Here is a 19,325-nt window from a genome sequence, read left to right as displayed (position 1 = left end):
AAGGAACACCATGAAAGCCACTACCCAGCCCCGTCATGCCCTGAAGAAGCCAATGGCGGCAGCTTCAGCCCTCCTCTCCGTTGCTCTGCTCTCAGCCTGCGGCAACGGCGCCGCGGCTCCGGCAGCCACTTCTGAAGCCAAGGCCAACGCCGAAGTCCAGGCGTTGTTGCCCGAAGAACTCAAGAAGGGCGGCACCGTCGAGATCGCCGTCGACTCCGCCTACCCGCCCATGGACTTCATGGAGGGCGACAAGATGGTGGGCATCGAACCCGAAATCTGGACCGCTGCCGGAGAACTGATGGGCGTCACCATCAAGCCCACCACTGTGGCCTTCGACGCAATCGTCCCCGCCCTGCAGTCCCAGCGGTACCAGGCAAGTTTCGCCGGTTTCTGGATCACCGAGGAACGCACCAAGGCCGTGGACATGGTCTCCTTCTTCCAGAGCGGTTCCCAGTACTTGGTCCGAGGCGACGACAACAAGGGAGCCATCGACAGCTTCGCCGATCTCTGCGGACGCTCAGTTGCCCTCCAGAGCGGCTCCTACGAAATGACCTACGCGGAAGACGCCGGCAAGGAATGCGAAAGTGCCGGCAAGCCGGCTGTCCAAATCCAGGGCTACAAGACGCAGGACCAAGCCACACTTGCCGTCACCAGCGGTCGTGCCGATGCCACCGGCATGGGCGCAGAAGTAGCGGGTTACGTCGCCCAGCAATCCAAGGGCAAGCTCAAGACCGCCGGCCAGGTCTTCCACACGGTTGAAGGTGGCATCGCCCTGCCCAAAGGCAGCAAGCTCTCAGCCGCATTCCAGGCGGCCTTCAACAAGTTGATCGCTGACGGCAAGTACAACGAGATCTTCGCCAAGAGGGGCCTCGACGGTGCCAAGATCGCCGAGTCCAAAGCGCACACGAGCTGATGGCGGTGGCACAGGAGACCGTGACGTTCCTTCCCGAGCCCGGGGCGGACCCGCAATCCGCCCTGTATTCGGATACCGCCGCAACGGGGGGAGTTGTCTGGACCACCCAGATACCCACCCGGCCCGACGGCAGTATCCCCGGAGACATCGAGGCACAGTCAAAGCAGGTGCTGGACAACCTGCGATCCGCCCTTGATCGGGCCGGAAGCGGCCTCGACCACGTGATGCACCTGACCATCTACTTCACCGACATGGCTGAACGGGCCGTCTTCAACGAGGTCTACCGCGAGTACTTCCCGGCGCCGCGTCCCGTTCGCTGCGCACTTGGCGTCAGCCAGCTCGGCATCGCCGGAATGAAGGTGGAACTGACTGCGACGGCGGCGCTCGCCGCAACGGCCTGACCTGCCCCGGCGTCCGGTGACGTTGCCGGCGCAGCCGCGGACCGCCGTCGGGCGCTTGAAGCTCGACGGCGGTCCGTGGCCCCTCGCTGTCTCGCGGGAACGCTGTCGGCACCCCGGTAACAAGCGGGTTGAACGGCGCTTCTTTGCCTGTGGCTAGAACGCCGGAACGGGCAGATAATGAAGGCATGGCACGGCAAGCAGCGCTCGTGCTGATGGCCTGAGCATCGTGAGGATGATGTCGGTGTCGTTGTCGGATGAAGAACGCAGGAGCTTGGAAGAGCTGGAGCGGGAACTGGCTTCGACCGATCCCGATCTCGCCTCCGAGTTGACATCGGGCCGCCCTCGCGGAGCGGCAGCCCGCACTCTTGTCGGCAGCCTGGCCGTTCTCTGCGGCTTCGTGATGGTGATCGCCGGGATCATGACCCAGATAGTGGTCCTGGGCGTCGTAGGATTCCTGTTGGCCAGCGCCGGGGCCTATTGGCTGCTGGCCGGAACCTCGCTTCGGGGGCGGGTTGGAAGGCACGACGGCGACCCCGCACCTTAGCGGGGCCGCTCGCCAGTGCTGCTCGTTGTAGCTGCTAAGGCCGTTGCCTAGGGAACCGGTGGTACGGGAGGCTGACCCTGCGTCTCCTTCACGGGCTCAGGTTCGCCCGGGGGTACCATCATGCGCCATGCCAGGACAGCGCCCGCGCCGGCAACAGCCCCGATGAGCAGGCCGATCACCCATCCGGACAGGCGCGGAGCGCGCTGCCGGCTGTTCCGTTTCAAGGCCTGCGTTGTCCTTGTCACCGCTTTGGCGGCCGTTCGCCGGGCTTCCTTGGCGGCTTTCTTATTACCGGTCAATGTGAGCATGACACCGTGGACCACGGACGGCACATCGGCGTGGTTGATCCGGGCAAGCGCCCACCGCACCACGGCATCCGTCTGTGCGGATGTGCCGTCTGTTGCGTGCTTCACCCATTCCCGGGCAAGGTCCTGTGCTGCTGGAATGATGTTCTGCGGTTTGTACATGGTGCACCCCTATCTCAGTAGATGGCCTGTTTGCCAGCCTACGCCGGAGCCCCAATGACCGACAGGTGCCCCGGCGTCGAAAGGCCTAGTCGCGGACCACTGCCGCCAGCTCCACCGGGCTCTCCAGCCCGGCCCACTGTCCGTTCAGCGTCAACTCGCCATGGAGCTCGGGAGCGGCAGCGGTGCTGGCAGAAGCGTCCGCAGCGGTATCCAGGACCCGCGCCACCTTCAACTTCAGCTCACCGGCGTCAATGATGGTCACGCCGCTGCCCGATACCGGCGCCGAGGCACTCAAGGTGGGGACGCCGCCGTCGAGCTTTCCGCTGCCTAGCACCGTCACCGTGCTGGGCCGCGGTCCCAGTTCGCCGTCGACAATGAGTTCGGCCTCTTTCCGGCCGGTCAGAATGGTGGTCGCGAGGGCCCTGACGTAGACGGGATCCGCGCACGCGTCGTATACATAGCGCTTGCCCAGGACGGAGTGGTCCATGGTGCCGATGAGCCATTCCTCGGCACCGGCCAGCTCGTAGCCGCGGTAGCTCAAGGGGACCTGGTAGATGCGGTCACCCGCGGCGACGACGTGCGTCTCGATTCCCACCTCACCGGCAGGATCATCGAAACGGTAGGCACCGATGAGCTCCGGCGCGCCTTCCTGGATAAACCAGGGCTGCTTCGGCAGGTAGTCAGCGATGAGTTCGAGCTTGGACGGGGACAGGGTTGCCTTGTGAATGATCGCCATGGTGTCCAGCCTAGGGCAGGGCGCGCTGACACTGCGCGTGTGGGCCCAGCTCCGGGTTCGTTCAGCTCCGGGTTGGGCCTAGGCGCTCGGCGTGGCCACGAGGGAGCCGGGGGCAGCGCCCACCATTCCCTCCACCGCACGGGCAAGGTGTGTGCCGCGATCGTTGACGCCGTCCCAGCGGACCAAGGCCTGAGCGTTCAGGCCGTCCACCATGCCGAGGATCTGCCAGGCGACCGCGGCGGCATCGGAAACGTTGAAGGCTCCGGTCGCGTTTCCGTCCTCCACTACTCCCTGGAAGACCTCCTGCCAGGCGTCCATTTGTTCGCGGACCGAGGCTGCCAGGGTCTCGTTGCGCCGTCCCAATGTCCAGGCTTCCACCCAGATTGCCGTGACGTCGAGTCTGCTGTTGTCCAGGAGCGTGTCCACCAGCAGTGCGAGCCGTTCCGAGGGGCCCGGACGCTGGCTCAGCAAGCCCGCAACTTCCTGTGTTTCCGCGGCCACGATGCTGGCGAACGTGCTTGAGACCAGCGCATCCATGTTGGGCTGGTAGTGCGCCACCAGCCCCGAAGCGACCCCCACCCGGGCCGCGACATTGCGCAGCGTAAGTGCAGTTAGTCCCGCCTCAAGAGCGATCTCGCGGGCGGCCTCGGTGATTTCTGCGGCGCGTTCTGCCGGTGACTTCCGGACCGCGCGTTTCTGTGGAGTGCTTGACATCAAGGACCAGTCTAGATTACCTTTTCAGCATTGTTGATCGTATGATCAACAAGGGAATTGCACTGAGGACAGAGGAGTCACCATGGCTTGGAGAATGCCGGCCGAAACCGCACCGCATGAGCGCACTTGGATGGCGTTCCCCCGAACAGGCCTGACACTTGGCGACGACGCTGCGTCGGCCGAAGAGGCTTACGGGGCCTGGACCGCCGTCGCCCACGCAGTGGCCGAATTCGAACCCGTCACCATGGTGGTGGACCCGAGCGAGCGCGACCGGGCTGCCCGCATGCTGGACAGCAGCATCGAACAGGTTGAAACGCCGTTGGATGAGTTCTGGATGCGCGACGTCGGACCCACCTTTGTGGTGGATGACGAACGTCCCGGCGTGCTTGGCGCTGTGGACTGGATCTTCAACGGCTGGGGCGCGCCGGCGTGGTCCGAATGGCAGAAGAGCGCAGGAATGGCCCGGTTTGTCGCCGCGCAGTCCGGTGCGGAGCTTGTCAGCTCCCTGCTGGTCAACGAGGGTGGCGCCATCCATGTAGACGGCGAAGGCACCGTGCTGGTCACCGAAACCGTGCAACTGGACCAGGGTCGCAATCCGTATGCGGACAAAGCATCAGTTGAGGCTGAACTGGCCCGCACCATCGGAGCCACCAAGGTCATTTGGGTTCCCCGCGGCCTGACCCGCGACTACGAGGACCTGGGCACGCGCGGCCACATCGACATGGTGGCCACCCTCCCCACTCCCGGCCGTATCCTGCTGCACTCCCAAACCAACCCGGAGCACCCGGACTACGACGTCAGCCGCACGCTCCAGGCATTCCTTGAGACCCAGACGGATGCGGCGGGCAAGCCTTTCGAGATCGTGCCGCTGCCCGCGCCGGCCACCCTGCGCGACGAAGACGGCTTCGTGGACTGGAGCTACGTCAACCACTTGGTGGTCAACGGTGGCGTCATCGCCTGTGGTTATGGTGAAGAACGTGCTGACTCGCTGGCTGCCGAGATCCTTGCCGAGGCTTACCCCGGCCGCCGTGTTGTCACTGTCGACGCCCGGCCCATCCTGGCCCGCGGCGGCGGTATCCACTGCATCACCCAGCAGCAGCCCCGTCTCAGCGGAACGCAGTTTGCCGGGGGCGCAGAGTAATGGCGCGCTTCGACGTCGTTGAGGCCTCCATTGAGCAGTTGCGCGCGGCACTGGAGTCGGGCGAGGTGACCAGCGAGGAACTCACCCAGGCATACCTGGACCGCATCGAGGCCTACGACCGCAACGGCATCAAACTCAATGCGATGGTGGTTATGAACCCCGACGCTTTGGCGGATGCGCGGGCTTCGGATGCACGCAGGACCCAAGGTGCTGAGAGGGGCCCGCTGGACGGAATCCCGTACACCGCCAAGGACAGCTACTTGGCCAAAGGACTTACGGCCGCGGCCGGATCGCCGGCCTTCGAGCACCTGGTGGCGCAGCGTGATGCCTTCACCATCGAGCGGCTCCGGGACGCCGGTGCAGTGCTGATCGGCCTGACCAACATGCCGCCCATGGCCAATGGCGGCATGCAGCGCGGCGTCTACGGACGCGCCGAGAGTCCCTACAACGCAGACTTCCTGACGGCAGCGTTTGGTTCCGGATCCTCCAACGGTTCCGGCACCGCGACGGCCGCCAGCTTCGCAGCCTTCGGCCTTGGCGAGGAGACCTGGTCAAGTGGCCGCGCACCGGCGTCGAACAATGCTTTGTGCGCTTACACGCCCTCCCGAGGCGTCATCTCGGTGCGCGGGAACTGGCCGCTGGTCCCCACTATGGACGTCGTGGTCCCGCACACGCGCACCATGGCGGACATGCTGGAACTGCTGGATGTCATCGTGGCCGACGATGCCGAAGTGCGCGGTGACTTCTGGCGCGCGCAGCCGTGGATCCAGCTCCCGAAGTCCTCCGAAGTCCGGCCGGAGTCCTACGTGGCGCTGTCCCCGGAAGGGCCCGACGCCGGACGGCTGGCTTTGCGGGGCAAGCGCTTCGGAGTGCCGCGAATGTACGTCAACGCAGACCCCGACGCCGGGACCAGCGCGAAGCCGGGCATCGGTGGTCCGACAGGCGAGCGCATCGAGACGCGGGCTTCCGTGATCGACCTGTGGGAAGCAGCGAAGCGCGACCTCGAGGCCGCGGGAGCCGAGGTCGTCCTGGTCGACTTCCCCGTGGTCACAAACTATGAAGGCGATCGCCCTGGCGCGCCCACCATCGCAACCCGCGGCCTGGTCAGCCCGGAGTACCTCAAGCGTGAAATCGAGGACCTCTCGGCCTGGGCATGGGACGACTTCCTGCGCGCCAACGGCGATCCCGCCCTCAACAGGCTTGCCGATGTGGATGGCGCACAGATCTTCCCCCACCCGAAGGGCGCCCTCGCGGACCGCTACACCGGATTCGACGACCACATCTCCGAATATCCCCGGCATGTCCGCGAATACGGCGTATCCCAATTCACCGAGATCCCCGAGCTGGAAAGCGGTGTCCGCGGACTGGAAGAGACCCGGCGCATTGATGTGGAGGAGTGGATGGACGGGCTCGGCTTGGACGCCGTCCTGTTCCCGGCCGCGGCAGACGTCGGACCTGCCGACATGGACGTCAACCCGGCATCCGCGGACCTCGGCTGGCGAAATGGGGTCTGGGTGTCCAACGGCAACCTCGTCCCACGCCACCTCGGCATCCCCACCGTCACGGTGCCGATGGGAACCATGGCAGACATTGGCATGCCCGTAGGCCTCACGTTCGCAGGGCGGGCCTACGACGACACGGCATTGTTGACGTTGGCCGCAGCCTTCGAAGCCACGGGTTCGCGCCGGACGGTTCCGCCCCGGACGCCGGCGCTGTAACGGCCTCGCGGCCCGGCAAGCCCGACCTAATGCGTGACCGGGGCCTGGCTCTGATTACAATCAAAGGGACGTCGACCACTGAGGGAATCATGAAGAAACTCACCACTGTCCTGATCGCTGCCGGGCTCATTGCCTCGGCATCCGCCTGTTCCGCCCAGCAGCAGCTGACCACCAAGGAAACCTGCGACCGCGTTGGCGTCGCCGCAGCCGGCATTCCCCAGAGCCCGAGCCAGACCGCCACCATCCGTGCGGCCAACGCCATCCGGCCCATCGAGCCCGTGGCCTCCACTGAGATGAAGCCGGTGGTTACCGCCATCCTGGAATTCCTCGACGAGCAGGCCAAGGACGAGCCTACCGACGCCGCGCAGAAGAGCGAGCGCGAAGCCAAGTTGGCTGAGCTCAATGCATCCTTCCAGGAAGCCGGTACCAAGTACGGCGAGCTCTGCCGCGGCTAATGACGCCCGCGCGCTGAAGTGTAGATAGCGCTGGACGACAAAGGGGACCGGTGACGTTAACCGGTCCCTTTTGCGTCCCCCGACGCTCTCTCACCTTCCGCCCTTTAAACCGGAACGCTCTCTCACGTGGTGAGAGAGCGTTTGGTGTTTAGGGGTGAAAGGTGAGAGGGCGTTTGGGGGTGAAAGGTGAGAGGGCGTTTGGGGGTGAAAGGTGAGAGGGCGTTACTTTTCGTCGGGGCCCAGGTCAGGCCCGACGGCGAAACGTACCTCGCGTGTCGCGCTTCCGTGGAGCTCAAGGATGGCGAGCTCGTTGGCACCTTCCCGAACCAAGGGACCCGGGATGTACAGGGTGCGCTGCGGACCGCGGCTCCAGTAGCGGCCGAGATTGAAGCCGTTCACGAAGACAACTCCCTTGGTCCAACCGTCCAAACGAAGGAAGCGGTCACCGGGGCCGCCGGCCTCGAAGGTGGCAAAGGAAACGGAGGGGCCAGCCACGCCCGCCGCAGCATCACCGGGTGGCAGCGGCACCGCAGCGGACCGGAATGCCTCCAGCGAGCCCAGGTCCACGGCACCGACTTCCCAGTCCAACACCTCCACGCCGTTCAGCAGGGCAGGACCGATCAACCCTTTGGCCTCGCCGATCCGTTGCCCGTAGTTCACCCGGCCTTGGTCCTCCAAGAGAATCTGCAGGCGGCCGCCAGCGGGGATGACGACAGAACGCTCGCCCAGTTCCCGGCTCAGCACACCCGCAGGCACACCATCCAGGAAGAACTGTGCCCGGTCCCGAACTTCGGAGAAAGAGAGGACTCCGCCGCCCGGAAGCGGGGTTTCGTACAGGTAGAAGCCCTGGTACTGCCCGGTCACCTCGACAGGCGGAACAGGTCCCGGCGCCATAGACGGACGGACAGCAGCTGGGAGCACGGACGCCGTCGAATCAACGGCAACCACAGAAGCCGGTAGGGGAGCCCGCTCACCCGGGACCTCGGCAGGGACCGGGAAGTGCTTGGCGATAATCTCCCGGAAGGCGAAGTACTTGGCCGTCGGATGCCCGTCCTCGGAAAGGGGAGCGTCATAGTCATATGACGTGATGGTGGGCTCGTAGATGCCTTTGTCGTTGGCACCGTTGGTGAAGCCGAAGTTGGTGCCGCCGTGGAACATGTAAATGTTCACAGAAGCCCCGGCTGTCAGAAGGGCGTCGAGTTCGGCGGCGGAAGCAGCGGCGTCGGTGGTGTGGTGGTGCGTTCCCCAGTTGTCGAACCAGCCGTTCCAGAACTCCGCGCACATCAGCGGCCCTGTGGGCTGCCGTTCGCGCAGGAACGCGAGCCGTTCATCAGCACGGGACCCAAACGTCCCCGTCTTGTGCAGCTCCGGCAGCGAGCCGTCCTCGATCATGGTCCCGAACGGCTGGTCGCACGTGAACAACGGAACGTCCACACCCAAGCGCTTGGACAGGTCCACCAGATGCTGCAGGTACGCCTTGTCGTTCCCGTAGGCGCCGTACTCGTTCTCTATCTGGAACATGATCACCGGACCGCCGTGCGTGACCTGCCGGGGCACCACCAAGGCCAGCACCGATTCCATGTACGCGGAGACGGCGGCCAGATACGCGGGCTCGTTGCTGCGGATGCCCACCGTGGGGTCGGTGAACAGCCAGGCGGGGAGCCCGCCGTTGTCCCATTCGGCACAGATGTACGGCCCGGGACGCACGATCGCCTTCATGCCCTCGGCCGCTACCAGGTCCAGGAAACGCCCCAGGTCCAGCCCGCCCTCAGCGACAAACGAGCCGGGGGTTGGCGAGTGTTCGTTCCACGGCACGTACGTTTCGATGGTGTTTAAACCCATCAACCGGGCCTTATGGATCCGGTCCGCCCACAGCTCGGGGTGCACGCGGAAGTAGTGGATGGCACCGGAGAGGATGCGGAAAGGCTCGTTGTTCAGGAGGAAGTCCTGATCGCCGATGGCGAAGGTATCCAAGGAGGGTCCTAACAGGGGTCTACGCCGGGCGCAGCACGGCGTGGAATGCGTACGAAGCGTTGCTCCAGATCACGAAAAGCAGCGGCGCAGGAGCCAGTGCGATGCCCAGGACCGGCTGCAGCACGGCAGCGGAGACGATGATCCCCAGCAGGATCAGCATCGCCAGGCTGAGGTACCAGCGCTGCACCACCAAGTACAGCGATGCCTTGAGGATGCTTTTCAGCCTCGCCTCGGGCAGAAGTACGACGCCGGCAATCGCCGTGACAGCGAGGCTCACCGTCACGGCGGCTGCTACGACGATCAGCGGCACCAGCAAGGCAATGCCCTGGACGTCCCCGGCCAGGTTGTGGACCAGGGCAAGGTCCACGCCGAGGAACATCAACAGGCTCACAGCGCCCACACCCAGCACCGCGGCCTTCGCGAAACTGCTTTTGTATCCCTGAAGGAAGGCGGCAACTGGCTTGACCGCGCCGCCGTCGTCGTTCAATGCCTTGAAGGCAGCGAAGATGCCGGCGAGCGACGGCGCAAGGGTGACCGAGAGTGCCAGGAAGAAAGGCCATGCGGCGGCGGGGTCGGCCACCAGCGAGAGGCTGAGGACCAGCGGCGCGTTGGCCACCGCGAGCAACGCGTTGCCGGCCAGGAAGGTGTAGATGAACCCGAAGATGCTCCCGAAGGTTTCGAATCGCGGTCCGGCCCACCGCCGTCGCTTCTGCCCAGCCACGGCACTCATCCTTTCATCCCGCTCGTCGCGATGCCCTGGATGAAGTAGCGCTGGCCGATGAGGAAGATGATGAGGATCGGAATCACGGAAATCACAGAGCCTGTCATGATCATGGCGTACTCGGCGTCGAACTGGCCCACGAAGGACCGCAGGCCCAGCTGGACGGTCCAGAGGCGGTTGGACGTGAGGTAGATGAACGGACCCATGTAGTCGTTCCATGTGTTCACGAATGTCAGCAGGGCAAGGCTGGCGAGGGCCGGCTTGGACAGGGGCAGGATCACGCGGGCCCAGATGCCGTATTCGCTGAGACCGTCGATGCGGGCTGCTTCGCAGAGTTCGTCCGGGATGGTCATGTAGTACTGGCGCATCAGGAACACACCGAACGCACCGAATGCCTGCAGGAGAATCAACGCGTTGAAGCTGTTCGTCAGTCCGAGCTGCTGCATCATGATGTACTGCGGCACCATGTACGCCTGCCACGGAACCGCGATGGTGCCGATGTACGCGAGGAACAAGACGTCGCGGCCCGGGAAACGGACCTTCGAGAACCCGTAGGCAGCCAGCGAGCCCGTGAGGACCTGCAGGCAGGTGATGATCACAGCAAGGTACAGCGAGTTCTGCAGGTAGCCCATCATGGGAATGCGGGTCCAGATGTCCGTGTAGTTGCTCCACACGAACTCCGAGGGAATCCACTGGATGGGAACGGTGAGGACCTGGTTGTTCTCCTTCAAGGACGAGGAAAGCATCCAGATGAACGGCACCATCAGCGCCACCACGAGGACCACCAGCACACCGTAGATCACGATGTTCGCGGTCCGCTTCTTCTGTTCGCGCGGGGAACGCTGACGGTCAGTACGACGGCGGTCTTCCGCAGTGGGTGCCCCTGACGGAGACGGAGCTGCGTCCTTCACAAGGGACGCCTTGAGGTCTTCGGCCATGTTGGTCATCAGCGTTCCCTCCGCTGTTGGATCTTGAACTGCAGGACGGTGACCGTCAGCACGATGATGAACAGGACCAACGAGATGGCCGAGGAGTAGCCGAACTTACCTTCGCCGATGCCCTCCTGGTAGATCAGCTGGGACAGCACTGTGGTGGAGCGGCCCGGGCCACCGTTGGTCATGACCACGATCAGGTCGAACACCTTGAAGCTGGAGACCGTCAGCATGACCACCACGAAGAACGTCGTGGGACGCAGCGACGGGATGGTGACGTTCCAGAAACGCTGCCAGGCGCTGGCGCCGTCCACTTCAGCTGCCTCGTACAGCTCTGTGGGGATGGCCTGCAGTCCGGCCAAATACAGGACCATGTAGTAGCCCATGTCCCGCCACACGCTGGTGATGATGACGGCGGGCATGGCCCAATCGGAGCTGGAGGTCCAGCCCGGCGGGTTGGCGATGCCGATGGCGCCGAGGAACTGGTTGATGGGGCCGCTGTCCGGGCTGAACAGCATGTTCCAGACCACTGCGACGGCCACCAGGGAGGTGATGTACGGGAAGAAGATGGCGACCCGGAAGAAGCCGATGCCCTTGAGCTTGCGGTTCAGCAGCATCGCCAGGATGAGGGCCAGGGCCATCGTGAGCGGGACGTGGCCGAGGGCGTAGACAAGGGTGTTCCGCAACGCGATCCAGAAGGAGTCGGATGCGAACATGCGCTCGAAGTTGGCCAGGCCAACCCACTTGGGGGCGCTGAATGAGGTCCATTCCATGAAGGAGAGCGCGAAAGCCGCCACGACGGGAATGAGGGTGAAGGCCAGGAAGCCAAGGAAGTTCGGAAGGATGAACGTCCAGCCGATCAGCGTGTTACGCCTGGCCTGCTTCCTGTTGCCGCGGCTGTGCACGGGGGCAGGCGCCTGGGTGATTGTTTCTGTAGTCATGATGACCGCTCCCGGGGTGGGGGCGTTCCTCCATTTCAGGATCCGGAGAATTCAGGTCCGGCCCGGTGCCGCGTCCAGGGACGCAGCACCGGAGCCAGTGGCTGGTCTGGACTTACTTGCCCAGGACTTCGCTGGTGACGCGCTTGCCCATCTCGGCGATGCCATCGGTGACGGAGCGCTCGCCGACCATGATGAGGTCGTGCTCCTGGTTGAGGATCTTGTCCGTGGCGGCGGACTTGTCGCTGACGGGCATTTCCAGTGCGGTCTCATCCGGCGAGAACGCCTTCTTGGAGAGCTCGTCCGTGGGCATGCCCTCCAGCTTGAAGTACTCGTCCGTAATGGCGTCGTTCTGCAGCGCAGGAACAACACCGATCTTGGAGATGGCCTTGGCGCCTTCTTCTCCGGCGGCCCACTCGATGAACTTCTTGGCCTCATCGGAGTGGCTGGCGTTCTTGTTCACAGCGAAGGCCGTGGGCGAACCGAACGTGGTGACTTTGCCGTCGTCGTTCTTCTGCGGCATCGGAGCCAAGCCCCAGTTGACGGTGGTCTTCCCGTCCTTCTTGGCCTGCAGGATGCCCGCGGTGTACCAGGTGCCCATGGGCATCATGGCAGCCTGGCCGGTTTCGAACATGGTGCGGTAGCTGGTCTTCTGGCTCTTGGCGGTGCCGAAGTCCAGGGTGGCGCCGGACTTCTGCAGGTCCAAAGCGGTGTTGTACTGGTCCTCCATGAAGCCGTAGTCGCCGCTGTTCTGGTCGGCACCGTTCTGGGCTGCAGCGATGGCCTGGACCACGGAACGCCAGATGTGGTGGTAGGTGCCGTAGACCTTCTTGCCGCCGGCCTCGGTGGTGAGCTTCTTGGCGATCTCCGTGTACTTTTCCCAGGTCAGGTCCTTGGGCTCTTCGATCCCGGCAGCCTTGAACAGATCCTTGTTGTAGTACAGGAGCCAGAAGTCCTGGCGGTACGGTGCAGCGAAGTACTTGCCGTCCATGTCGAACGCGTCCAGGCCGGCCAGGTTGTCCTTGCCCACCTTGTCCACCACGGAGTTGATTTCCTGCAGCTGGCCGTTGTTGGCGTAGCGGGAGTAGTCGATCACGTTCTTCATGGTGAGGACGTCAGTGGTGTCGCCACCGGCAAGCATGGTGGTGACTTTCTGGGGGTAGTCGTCAGCCAGGATGTCTACGGGTTCAATGTCCACGGTGGGGTTGGCGGCCTCGTATCCGTCAAAGAGGGCCTTGAACTCCGGGGTGCCCTCGTAGTTCCAGACCGAGACGGTCAGCTTGGTTTTGCCGTTTGCTGCCGGCTGCTCCGCGGGACCGGCGGCGCCTGCGCAACCGGTGAGTCCAAGCCCTGCAGTCACCGCAAGGGCGATTGCGGCGAGGGTTGTGCGCTTCATTGCGTTCTCCTTTAGTACTGGGTTACAAGTTTGCCGCAGGTGCGGCAGGTGTTTTTTTGGGCTAGGCGCTGAGACCGAGGTCCGCGTGGACTACTTGGGCCAGGAGGTCTTTGCCGGCGAGGTACCGTTCAAGGTCATCCAGTGCGGCATCGGACATCCGCCGGGTTTCAGTCCCGAGCGAACCTGCGATGTGCGGGGTGATGATCACGTTGGGGAGGTCGTACAGGGTGGACTCGGCAGGCAAAGGCTCGGGTTCCGTGACGTCCAACAGCGCCGTGATCCTGCCGGTGGCACACTCCTTCTCGAGTGCTGCCGTGTCAACGAGTGACCCCCGCGCCGTGTTGATGAGGGTTGCGTGGTCCTTCATGGCGTGGAGTTCCGCCGTGCTGATCATGTGGCGGGTCTCGGGAAGCGCGGGTGCATGGACGGTGACCACGTCCGATACCGGCAAGAGCTCCTCAAGCGGGACCAACGTAGCGCCGGCCGCCGCAACCTCGAGAGGATCAGCATGGGGATCGCTCACCAGGCAGGTGACGTCCTGGAGTTGCTGCACCAGATGGACCACGCGGCGGCCGATGCGTGAGAAACCGATGACGCCGATGACGCGGCCAATATTGCCCAGCTCGCCGCGATCGCTGATGTAGCTCCAGTCGTCCCGGTGCGTACGGGCGTCGTTGGCCAGCACGTGTGCCTTTTTGCCTGCCAATACGATCGAGGCGAACGTGAACTCCGCAACCGGGATGGCGTTGGCGTCGGCGCCGTTGGTGACGGTGATGCCGCGGTCCCACAGTTCTTCGCTGACGAAACTGCGGACTGTTCCTGCACAATGGAACACTGCCCGAAGCTTTGGCATGCGCTCCAACCGCTCTGCGTTGAGCTGCGGTACGCCCCAGCTGGTGAGGAGGATTTCCACCTCTTCCAGGCGGCCCGCCAGTTCGGATGCGTCCAAGGAATCCGTCCACGGGTGGTCGCCAAGATCGACGAGCCCGGCAAGCCGCTCCAGTCGCGTGGAATCGAACTGGTCAGCAAAGGTTCCGCTATTCATGACCAGCAGTGCCTGGGGCTTGAGCGACATTGAGGGGATCCTCCCTTCGAAATTTCCGGTGGTCTGTTCGACCATGATTTATGTGTTGCATCACATCTAATAATCAGTACATACTCATAAACAAGACAGTTCATTCAACTCAATCGAACTTGATCTGAAACGTTCAAACTCGAACAAATGAGAGAAGAATCCCTATGGCAACCGGCATCGCCGCCGTTGAAGCGCCACCCCTCCTCGGTGTGTGGGGCCCGCTGGCCGGCAGGGCCGCCCTGACGGAGTCACTCCGGGACTCCCGGGACCGTCTCACCGTCCGTCCAGCGTCCGACGCCGGGTGGCAGCTCGCTGCTGCCCGCCCCCTTGCGGAGCTGCGCGCCCAGGCCGGGGCCGAAAAGGGGAGCCCCTGGCCCCAACCGCTTGTGTCCCACTACGCGCGGTACTTCCGCGACGGCAACCGCACGGCGTACGAGGGACTGGTGGCGGGCCGGCAGCAGCGGCTGACGCGCGCCGTCGTGATGGCCGCAGTGGGTGGTCCCGGCTCCGGTGACGGTTGGCTCGATGAGGTGATCGACGGGGCGTACCTCCTCTGTGAGCAGAGTTCCTGGAGTTGGGCGGCGCACGATGACGTTTCTGCCCGCAGCGGAGGCGTGGTCCCGGACCGTTCCCGGCCTTATCTGGACCTGGGGGCCGGAGAGGTCGTGGCACAGTTGGCATGGCTGGACCATGTGCTCGGGCCACAACTCGACGAGCGGGCCCCCGGCCTCCGCCGGCGCATCCGGCTCGAGACGCACGAGCGTGTGATCCGCCCGTTCCTGGACCGCCTCGACTGGCACTGGCTGGGGTTGCATGGAGACGTCCACAACTGGAATCCGTGGATCCACTCGAACATCATTGTGGCCGCGCTGTTGCTGGTGGATGATCCCGGGCTGCAGGCTCAGGTTGTTGCCCGGTGCATCGAGGGCCTGGACCGTTTCCTGGCCTCCATACCCGCAGACGGCGCCATCGACGAGGGCTTCGCCTACTGGTGGAATGGTGCCGGCCGCGCGCTGGAAGGGCTCGCCCTCCTGGAAGAAGCCAGCGGCGGTGTGCTCAACCCGGACTTGCCGGTGATCCGCGCTTTGGTCGCTTTCCCGCACCGCATGCACTTGGGGGACCGGTGGTTCCTCAACGTTGCCGATGGCCCCGCCCGTGCCCACCCAGGACTCCCGTGGGACATGCTGCACCGCTGGGCCGTCCGGCTGGGTGACTCCGAAGCAGCCCAGCTCGCCGCCGTGTTCATGGAGGCCGAGCCCGAGCCCAACGCCGCCGCCGGCCTGGGCCGCGTCCTCACCCAACTAAGTGACAGTAAACGTCGCAATGAGGGCCCACCGGGACAATCGTCGCTACCTGGTGGGGGGACGTACCTGCCATCGGTGCAGATCATGGTCGCGCGCCAGAATCCGGGCTCCAGCGACGGACTCACCCTCGCGGCCAAGGGCGGACACAACGGCGAGCACCACAACCACCGCGATGTCGGTTCGGTGGTGGTTGCGGTCGATGGCGTGCCCCTGCTGGTCGACGCCGGGCAGCCCACGTACACCGCGCAAACGTTCGGACCCGACCGTTACCAGATCCGTGCGATGCAAAGCGCGTGGCACAGCGTCCCTGCGCCCTTCGGCTTGGAGCAGGGGACCGGGTCTTCGTTCGCGGCTACCGTTCTCCAAGAGCCCACTCCCGGGGAACCGAGCCTCGCGCTCGGGCTCGGGGGCGCCTACGGTTTGGACCACGCTGAGCAATGGATCCGCACCTCCGTCATGGATCGTGAGCAGGGGGCCGTGGTGGTTGACGACCGGTGGAACCTGCCCGAACAGGCGCCTGAGGGAACTTGCCCACCCGACGGAACGCCCGACGTCGACATCACCTACCTGGCGGCCGGCACCGTCCGCGTCGGTACAGACGCGACGGCGACCATCACCCCCGACGGCATTCCAACCGTCAGTGGCGGGCGGGGACTGCACCTCCGCTGGAAGCCCGCCACCGCCGTCGTGCTCGTGGACGAATGGCACCTCGACGATCCGCTCCTCAGCGATATCTGGGGCGGGAAGCTGACCCGGATCCGGTTCCGCATGCCCGCCGAAAACCGCGCCTCGGGCGCGTTCACCCTCACAGTGGAGGCAACATCTTGAGTTCCGAACAGACCCCGGAAACGGGCGGCAAGTCCCTCTTTTCCCTGCAGCGCCGTGAACGGCTGATGGAGGAGCTACGGGCCCACGGGGCCATCACGGTCCGCGATATTGCCGCGAAACTGGGCGTCAGTGAGCTGACCATCCGTCGCGACGTGAACACGCTCGCGGACGAAGGACTCGTCTCCCGCGTCCACGGTGGGGCGACGCTGCCGAGCCCGCTGGACCGGTCGGTGGCGGTGGGACGGCCGGCGGTGCACAGCTATTCGATCGGCATGGTGGTTCCATCGCTGGACTATTACTGGCCGCAGGTCATTTCCGGGGCACGCGGCGAAGCCGAAGCGCAGAACCTCCGGATCCTGGTCCGGGGCTCCGCCTACGATGCCGCAGACAACCGCCGCCAAGTCCAGGCGTTGCTGGACACCCAGAACATTGACGGGCTGATCGTGGCACCGGACATGGGCGGCGAGCACGGCAAGGAGTTGCTCCGCTGGCTCAATGCCCTGCCGATTCCCGTGATCCTGGCCGAACGGCGGGCACCGGCGGAAATCCCCGCGCACCGGCTCGAGTGGGTCGCCACCGATCACTCCTTCGGTGCCGGCATGGCCGTACGCCATCTCTGGCAGGAGGGGCACCGAATGATTGGCTGCCTCACGGACTCCACCAGTCCCACCAGTCCCCACGTGGTCCGGGGCTGGAAACAGGCACTTGCTGCGCTGAAAATTCCGCTGGACGCATCAATCCATGAGGACTCGGCGAAGCTGGACAACGGCGACCGTGCCAAGCACTTCGACCACGTCCTGGAACTCTGCCGCTCCACCGGGACCACCGCCATGCTGGTGCATTCGGATACCCAGGCTGTGGCGTTCGTGCAGCACTGCGTGGACCGCGGCGTGGATGTTCCCGGCAGCATGGCGATCGTGGGCTACGACGACGAAGTTGCCTACCTTGCCGAACCCGCCATCTCCGCGGTCCGGCCTCCCAAAAGCTACGTCGGCAAGGTTGCGGTGCAGCTCATGGCTGCACGCCTGGCCGAAGGAAGGATGCGCCCCGTGCATCGAATTGACCTTAACCCGGAGCTCATTGTCCGGGAATCATCCGTGGGCGCACCGCGGGGACTTGCCGGTGTCCTGTTGGAGGATTCGCTCTGATGCTTCTGCCCCCTCTGGACCATGGGCTTTCGCCCTGCACCGGCCTGACCCGCGAGCACTGGTGCGCTTACGCTGATCACCTCCTGCGCTCGGCGCACCACTTTGGCACCCCGGATCACGCCAATATCCACCTTCCCGGGGCCAACAGCCGGTACGGCCCGCGGAGTGATTCACTGGAAGCCTTCGCCCGGACCTTCCTGTTGGCTTCCTTCCGGATTGCCGGTGACCCGGCCACCACCGGCTGGATCGCAGACTGGTACGCCGCGGGCCTTGATGCCGGAACCAACCCCGCGAATCCCGACCGGTGGCCGACGCCAGGTGAGCTGGGGCAGGCGAAGGTGGAGGCGGCGTCGTTGGCTGTTGGCCTGGCGCTGACCCGCGACGTGCTGTGGGACAAACTGCCGGAGCGCGTGCAGGAGCAGCTCATCGCGTGGTTCGAGACCGTGATCGGCGAGGAATATCCGCCCATCAACTGGGTGTGGTTCCAGATTGTGGTGGAGACGTTCCTGGCGTCGGTGGGCGGGCGGTCTTCGGACGAGGACATCGACGCAGGACTCGCCATCCACGACTCCCTCTACCGGGGTGGCGGCTGGTTCGCGGACGGTCCCGAGCGCGCGTATGACCACTACGTCGGCTGGGCTTTCCAGGTCTATCCGCAGCTGTGGGCCCTGATGGCACCCAACGATCCGCGGGTGGTTGCCCGGAAAGCTCTCGACGGTGACCGGCTGGCTGATTACCTGGACGACGCTGCGTACTTGGTCGGTGCGAACGGAGCTCCGCTGATCCAAGGCAGGAGCCTGATCTACCGATTCGCGGCGGCAGCCCCCTTCTGGGTGGGGGAGTTGTCCGGGCACACTCGGCTGGCACCGGGCATGGCCCGCCGGGCGGCCTCAGGGATGCTCGACTACTTTGCCCGCCACGGCTCCATCACTGACGACGGACTCCTCTCCATCGGCTGGCACGGCGAGTTCCCGGGCATGAAGCAGGCCTACTCCGGCGCAGGGTCACCGTACTGGGCGGCCAAGGGGATGCTCGGGTTGGCGTTGCCGGCGGACCACCGCGTGTGGACTTCCGTGGAATCGCCTTTGCCCGTAGAGGTTGCTGACACCCAGCGCCTCATCACAGCTCCGGGGTGGCACGTGGACGGGACTGTGGCGGACGGGGTTGTCCGGATCCGGAACCACGCGACGGACCACGCTGTGGTTGGTGCCTTGGTGGCTGATTCACCCCTGTACGCGCGGATAGGGTATTCAACGCACACTTTCCCCGACCTCTCACCGGAGTCGCTGGATAACGCGGTGGTGTTCGAGGATTCCGCCGGCCGGCTGACGCATCGGACCGGGTTTGAGTACCTGGGCTCCTTTGCCGAGGGCGGGGTCCAGGTGGGCGCTTCCCGGTTCACTGCCCACTGGATCGACCCCGACCCCGATGCCGGACCCGATCATGGCAGCGGCGTTGCTGGTACCGCGACCCCCGGGCCTTCGGTAACCGTGGTGTCAGCGACGCGGGGTGCTGTTGAGCTGCGGTGGGTGCGGGTTTCGAGTGCCTCCGCTGGGGCTGCGTTGCGGCTGGGCGGGTGGCCTGTGGATTCTTCGTCTTCGGTGGACAGCACTGTGCGTGCCGTGCCTGGGTTTGGGTTGTCCTTGGATACATCGGGGACCTTCGTCCGTACCGGCGCACACCCCATGGGGTGGGAACTCACCATTCCGTGGGTGGGCACCTCGGGCACCGCGTACGACGGCGACTACGCCGCCGTCGTACTTCTCGCCGGTGACGGGGGTGCCTCGCCGGATACTGGTGTTGCGTTTGTTGCCGGAGAGGATGGCGGCCGCTTCGTGTTCCCCGACGGCGCCTCTGTGGCCCTCGCGCGGCTGGCCCGTTTCGACGCCTAGCTGCGCAGTAGACGACTCCTACCGTCTA

The 19,325-nt window shown here is 64.8% G+C and carries 18 protein-coding genes; 9 read left to right on the top strand and 9 right to left on the bottom strand.

Going from position 1 to position 19,325, the window contains the following annotated elements; translation table 11 throughout:
- Positions 1-10: 10 nt before the first annotated feature.
- The 3 genes from QF015_RS12300 to QF015_RS12290 all read left to right on the top strand — a co-directional run bounded on the left by QF015_RS12300 (position 11) and on the right by QF015_RS12290 (position 1,858).
- Entirely contained in the window at positions 11-913 is a 903-nt protein-coding gene (locus tag QF015_RS12300; protein ID WP_429389327.1) for an ABC transporter substrate-binding protein, read from the top strand.
- A gap of 20 nt (positions 914-933) precedes the next feature.
- Positions 934-1,314 (top strand): RidA family protein, encoded by a 381-nt coding sequence (locus QF015_RS12295; protein ID WP_310210816.1) that lies wholly within the window; start codon positions 934-936, stop codon positions 1,312-1,314.
- A gap of 235 nt (positions 1,315-1,549) precedes the next feature.
- The gene (locus tag QF015_RS12290) at positions 1,550-1,858 is read left to right on the top strand and encodes a DUF3040 domain-containing protein (RefSeq protein WP_310210973.1); all 309 of its coding nucleotides are present in this window, start codon (positions 1,550-1,552) and stop codon (positions 1,856-1,858) included.
- 47 nt (positions 1,859-1,905) lie between these two features.
- Here the strand turns inward: QF015_RS12290 and QF015_RS12285 are convergent, their stop codons facing one another.
- The 3 genes from QF015_RS12285 to QF015_RS12275 form a co-directional block, all read right to left on the bottom strand.
- Positions 1,906-2,325, bottom strand: a complete 420-nt coding sequence (locus QF015_RS12285; RefSeq protein ID WP_310210812.1) for a hypothetical protein — start codon at positions 2,323-2,325, stop codon at positions 1,906-1,908.
- An 85-nt stretch (positions 2,326-2,410) separates the two neighbouring features.
- On the bottom strand, positions 2,411-3,061 hold the full coding sequence (locus tag QF015_RS12280; RefSeq protein ID WP_429389324.1) for a CG0192-related protein: 651 nt from the start codon (positions 3,059-3,061) through the stop codon (positions 2,411-2,413).
- Between the two features lie 78 nt (positions 3,062-3,139).
- Complete coding sequence (locus tag QF015_RS12275; RefSeq protein WP_310210806.1) at positions 3,140-3,775, bottom strand: TetR/AcrR family transcriptional regulator; 636 nt, start codon at positions 3,773-3,775, stop codon at positions 3,140-3,142.
- 82 nt (positions 3,776-3,857) lie between these two features.
- Here QF015_RS12275 and QF015_RS12270 point away from each other — a divergent pair, with 82 nt between their 5' ends.
- The 3 genes from QF015_RS12270 to QF015_RS12260 all read left to right on the top strand — a co-directional run bounded on the left by QF015_RS12270 (position 3,858) and on the right by QF015_RS12260 (position 7,089).
- On the top strand, positions 3,858-4,916 hold the full coding sequence (locus tag QF015_RS12270; protein ID WP_429389321.1) for an agmatine deiminase family protein: 1,059 nt from the start codon (positions 3,858-3,860) through the stop codon (positions 4,914-4,916).
- A complete protein-coding gene (locus QF015_RS12265) occupies positions 4,916-6,634 on the top strand; it encodes an amidase (protein ID WP_429389319.1) in 1,719 nt (572 codons plus the stop codon). The genes QF015_RS12270 and QF015_RS12265 overlap by 1 nt, the downstream gene beginning before the upstream one ends.
- 89 nt (positions 6,635-6,723) lie before the next feature.
- Positions 6,724-7,089, top strand: a complete 366-nt coding sequence (locus QF015_RS12260) for a hypothetical protein (RefSeq protein ID WP_310210798.1) — start codon at positions 6,724-6,726, stop codon at positions 7,087-7,089.
- A 222-nt stretch (positions 7,090-7,311) separates the two neighbouring features.
- Here QF015_RS12260 and QF015_RS12255 read toward each other — a convergent pair whose 3' ends face one another.
- The 6 genes from QF015_RS12255 to QF015_RS12230 form a co-directional block, all read right to left on the bottom strand.
- A complete protein-coding gene (locus tag QF015_RS12255; protein WP_429389317.1) occupies positions 7,312-9,063 on the bottom strand; it encodes a glycoside hydrolase family 35 protein in 1,752 nt (583 codons plus the stop codon).
- 19 nt (positions 9,064-9,082) lie between these two features.
- A complete protein-coding gene (locus QF015_RS12250) occupies positions 9,083-9,793 on the bottom strand; it encodes a hypothetical protein (RefSeq protein WP_429389315.1) in 711 nt (236 codons plus the stop codon).
- Entirely contained in the window at positions 9,790-10,731 is a 942-nt protein-coding gene (locus QF015_RS12245; RefSeq protein ID WP_310210791.1) for a carbohydrate ABC transporter permease, read from the bottom strand. The genes QF015_RS12250 and QF015_RS12245 overlap by 4 nt, the downstream gene beginning before the upstream one ends.
- The gene (locus QF015_RS12240) at positions 10,731-11,657 is read right to left on the bottom strand and encodes a carbohydrate ABC transporter permease (protein ID WP_089596338.1); all 927 of its coding nucleotides are present in this window, start codon (positions 11,655-11,657) and stop codon (positions 10,731-10,733) included. Before QF015_RS12240 ends, QF015_RS12245 begins: the two co-directional genes overlap by 1 nt.
- A 112-nt stretch (positions 11,658-11,769) precedes the next feature.
- Entirely contained in the window at positions 11,770-13,050 is a 1,281-nt protein-coding gene (locus QF015_RS12235) for an ABC transporter substrate-binding protein (protein ID WP_310210788.1), read from the bottom strand.
- Between the two features lie 61 nt (positions 13,051-13,111).
- Entirely contained in the window at positions 13,112-14,170 is a 1,059-nt protein-coding gene (locus QF015_RS12230) for a hydroxyacid dehydrogenase (protein ID WP_429389312.1), read from the bottom strand.
- 119 nt (positions 14,171-14,289) lie between these two features.
- Here QF015_RS12230 and QF015_RS12225 point away from each other — a divergent pair, with 119 nt between their 5' ends.
- Genes QF015_RS12225 through QF015_RS12215 form a run of 3 tightly spaced genes read left to right on the top strand, consistent with a single transcriptional unit; the run spans position 14,290 to position 19,297 of the window.
- The gene (locus QF015_RS12225; protein WP_429389310.1) at positions 14,290-16,257 is read left to right on the top strand and encodes a heparinase; all 1,968 of its coding nucleotides are present in this window, start codon (positions 14,290-14,292) and stop codon (positions 16,255-16,257) included.
- Entirely contained in the window at positions 16,254-17,405 is a 1,152-nt protein-coding gene (locus QF015_RS12220; RefSeq protein ID WP_429389308.1) for a LacI family DNA-binding transcriptional regulator, read from the top strand. The genes QF015_RS12225 and QF015_RS12220 overlap by 4 nt, the downstream gene beginning before the upstream one ends.
- Positions 17,405-19,297 (top strand): DUF2264 domain-containing protein, encoded by a 1,893-nt coding sequence (locus tag QF015_RS12215; RefSeq protein WP_429389307.1) that lies wholly within the window; start codon positions 17,405-17,407, stop codon positions 19,295-19,297. Before QF015_RS12220 ends, QF015_RS12215 begins: the two co-directional genes overlap by 1 nt.
- Positions 19,298-19,325 lie beyond the last annotated feature (28 nt).

Source organism: Paenarthrobacter sp. TE4293 (assembly GCF_050435325.1).
GTDB lineage: Bacteria > Actinomycetota > Actinomycetes > Actinomycetales > Micrococcaceae > Arthrobacter > Arthrobacter nitroguajacolicus_C.
Note: the sequence above shows the minus strand (reverse complement) of the source record. Positions and strands in the feature narration are given on the sequence as shown.

Excerpts from the sequence above, each read along its gene's own strand:
- QF015_RS12240 (WP_089596338.1), bottom strand. The coding sequence starts at position 11,657 with ATGACTACAGAAACAATCACCCAGGCGCCTGCCCCCGTGCACAGCCGC.
- QF015_RS12250 (WP_429389315.1), bottom strand. The coding sequence starts at position 9,793 with ATGAGTGCCGTGGCTGGGCAGAAGCGACGGCGGTGGGCCGGACCGCGA.
- QF015_RS12245 (WP_310210791.1), bottom strand. The coding sequence starts at position 10,731 with ATGACCAACATGGCCGAAGACCTCAAGGCGTCCCTTGTGAAGGACGCA.
- QF015_RS12260 (WP_310210798.1), top strand. The coding sequence starts at position 6,724 with ATGAAGAAACTCACCACTGTCCTGATCGCTGCCGGGCTCATTGCCTCG.
- QF015_RS12265 (WP_429389319.1), top strand. The coding sequence starts at position 4,916 with ATGGCGCGCTTCGACGTCGTTGAGGCCTCCATTGAGCAGTTGCGCGCG.
- QF015_RS12275 (WP_310210806.1), bottom strand. The coding sequence starts at position 3,775 with ATGTCAAGCACTCCACAGAAACGCGCGGTCCGGAAGTCACCGGCAGAA.
- QF015_RS12280 (WP_429389324.1), bottom strand. The coding sequence starts at position 3,061 with ATGGCGATCATTCACAAGGCAACCCTGTCCCCGTCCAAGCTCGAACTC.
- QF015_RS12300 (WP_429389327.1), top strand. The coding sequence starts at position 11 with ATGAAAGCCACTACCCAGCCCCGTCATGCCCTGAAGAAGCCAATGGCG.
- QF015_RS12215 (WP_429389307.1), top strand. The coding sequence starts at position 17,405 with ATGCTTCTGCCCCCTCTGGACCATGGGCTTTCGCCCTGCACCGGCCTG.
- QF015_RS12285 (WP_310210812.1), bottom strand. The coding sequence starts at position 2,325 with ATGTACAAACCGCAGAACATCATTCCAGCAGCACAGGACCTTGCCCGG.
- QF015_RS12230 (WP_429389312.1), bottom strand. The coding sequence starts at position 14,170 with ATGGTCGAACAGACCACCGGAAATTTCGAAGGGAGGATCCCCTCAATG.
- QF015_RS12235 (WP_310210788.1), bottom strand. The coding sequence starts at position 13,050 with ATGAAGCGCACAACCCTCGCCGCAATCGCCCTTGCGGTGACTGCAGGG.
- QF015_RS12270 (WP_429389321.1), top strand. The coding sequence starts at position 3,858 with ATGGCTTGGAGAATGCCGGCCGAAACCGCACCGCATGAGCGCACTTGG.
- QF015_RS12225 (WP_429389310.1), top strand. The coding sequence starts at position 14,290 with ATGGCAACCGGCATCGCCGCCGTTGAAGCGCCACCCCTCCTCGGTGTG.
- QF015_RS12290 (WP_310210973.1), top strand. The coding sequence starts at position 1,550 with ATGTCGGTGTCGTTGTCGGATGAAGAACGCAGGAGCTTGGAAGAGCTG.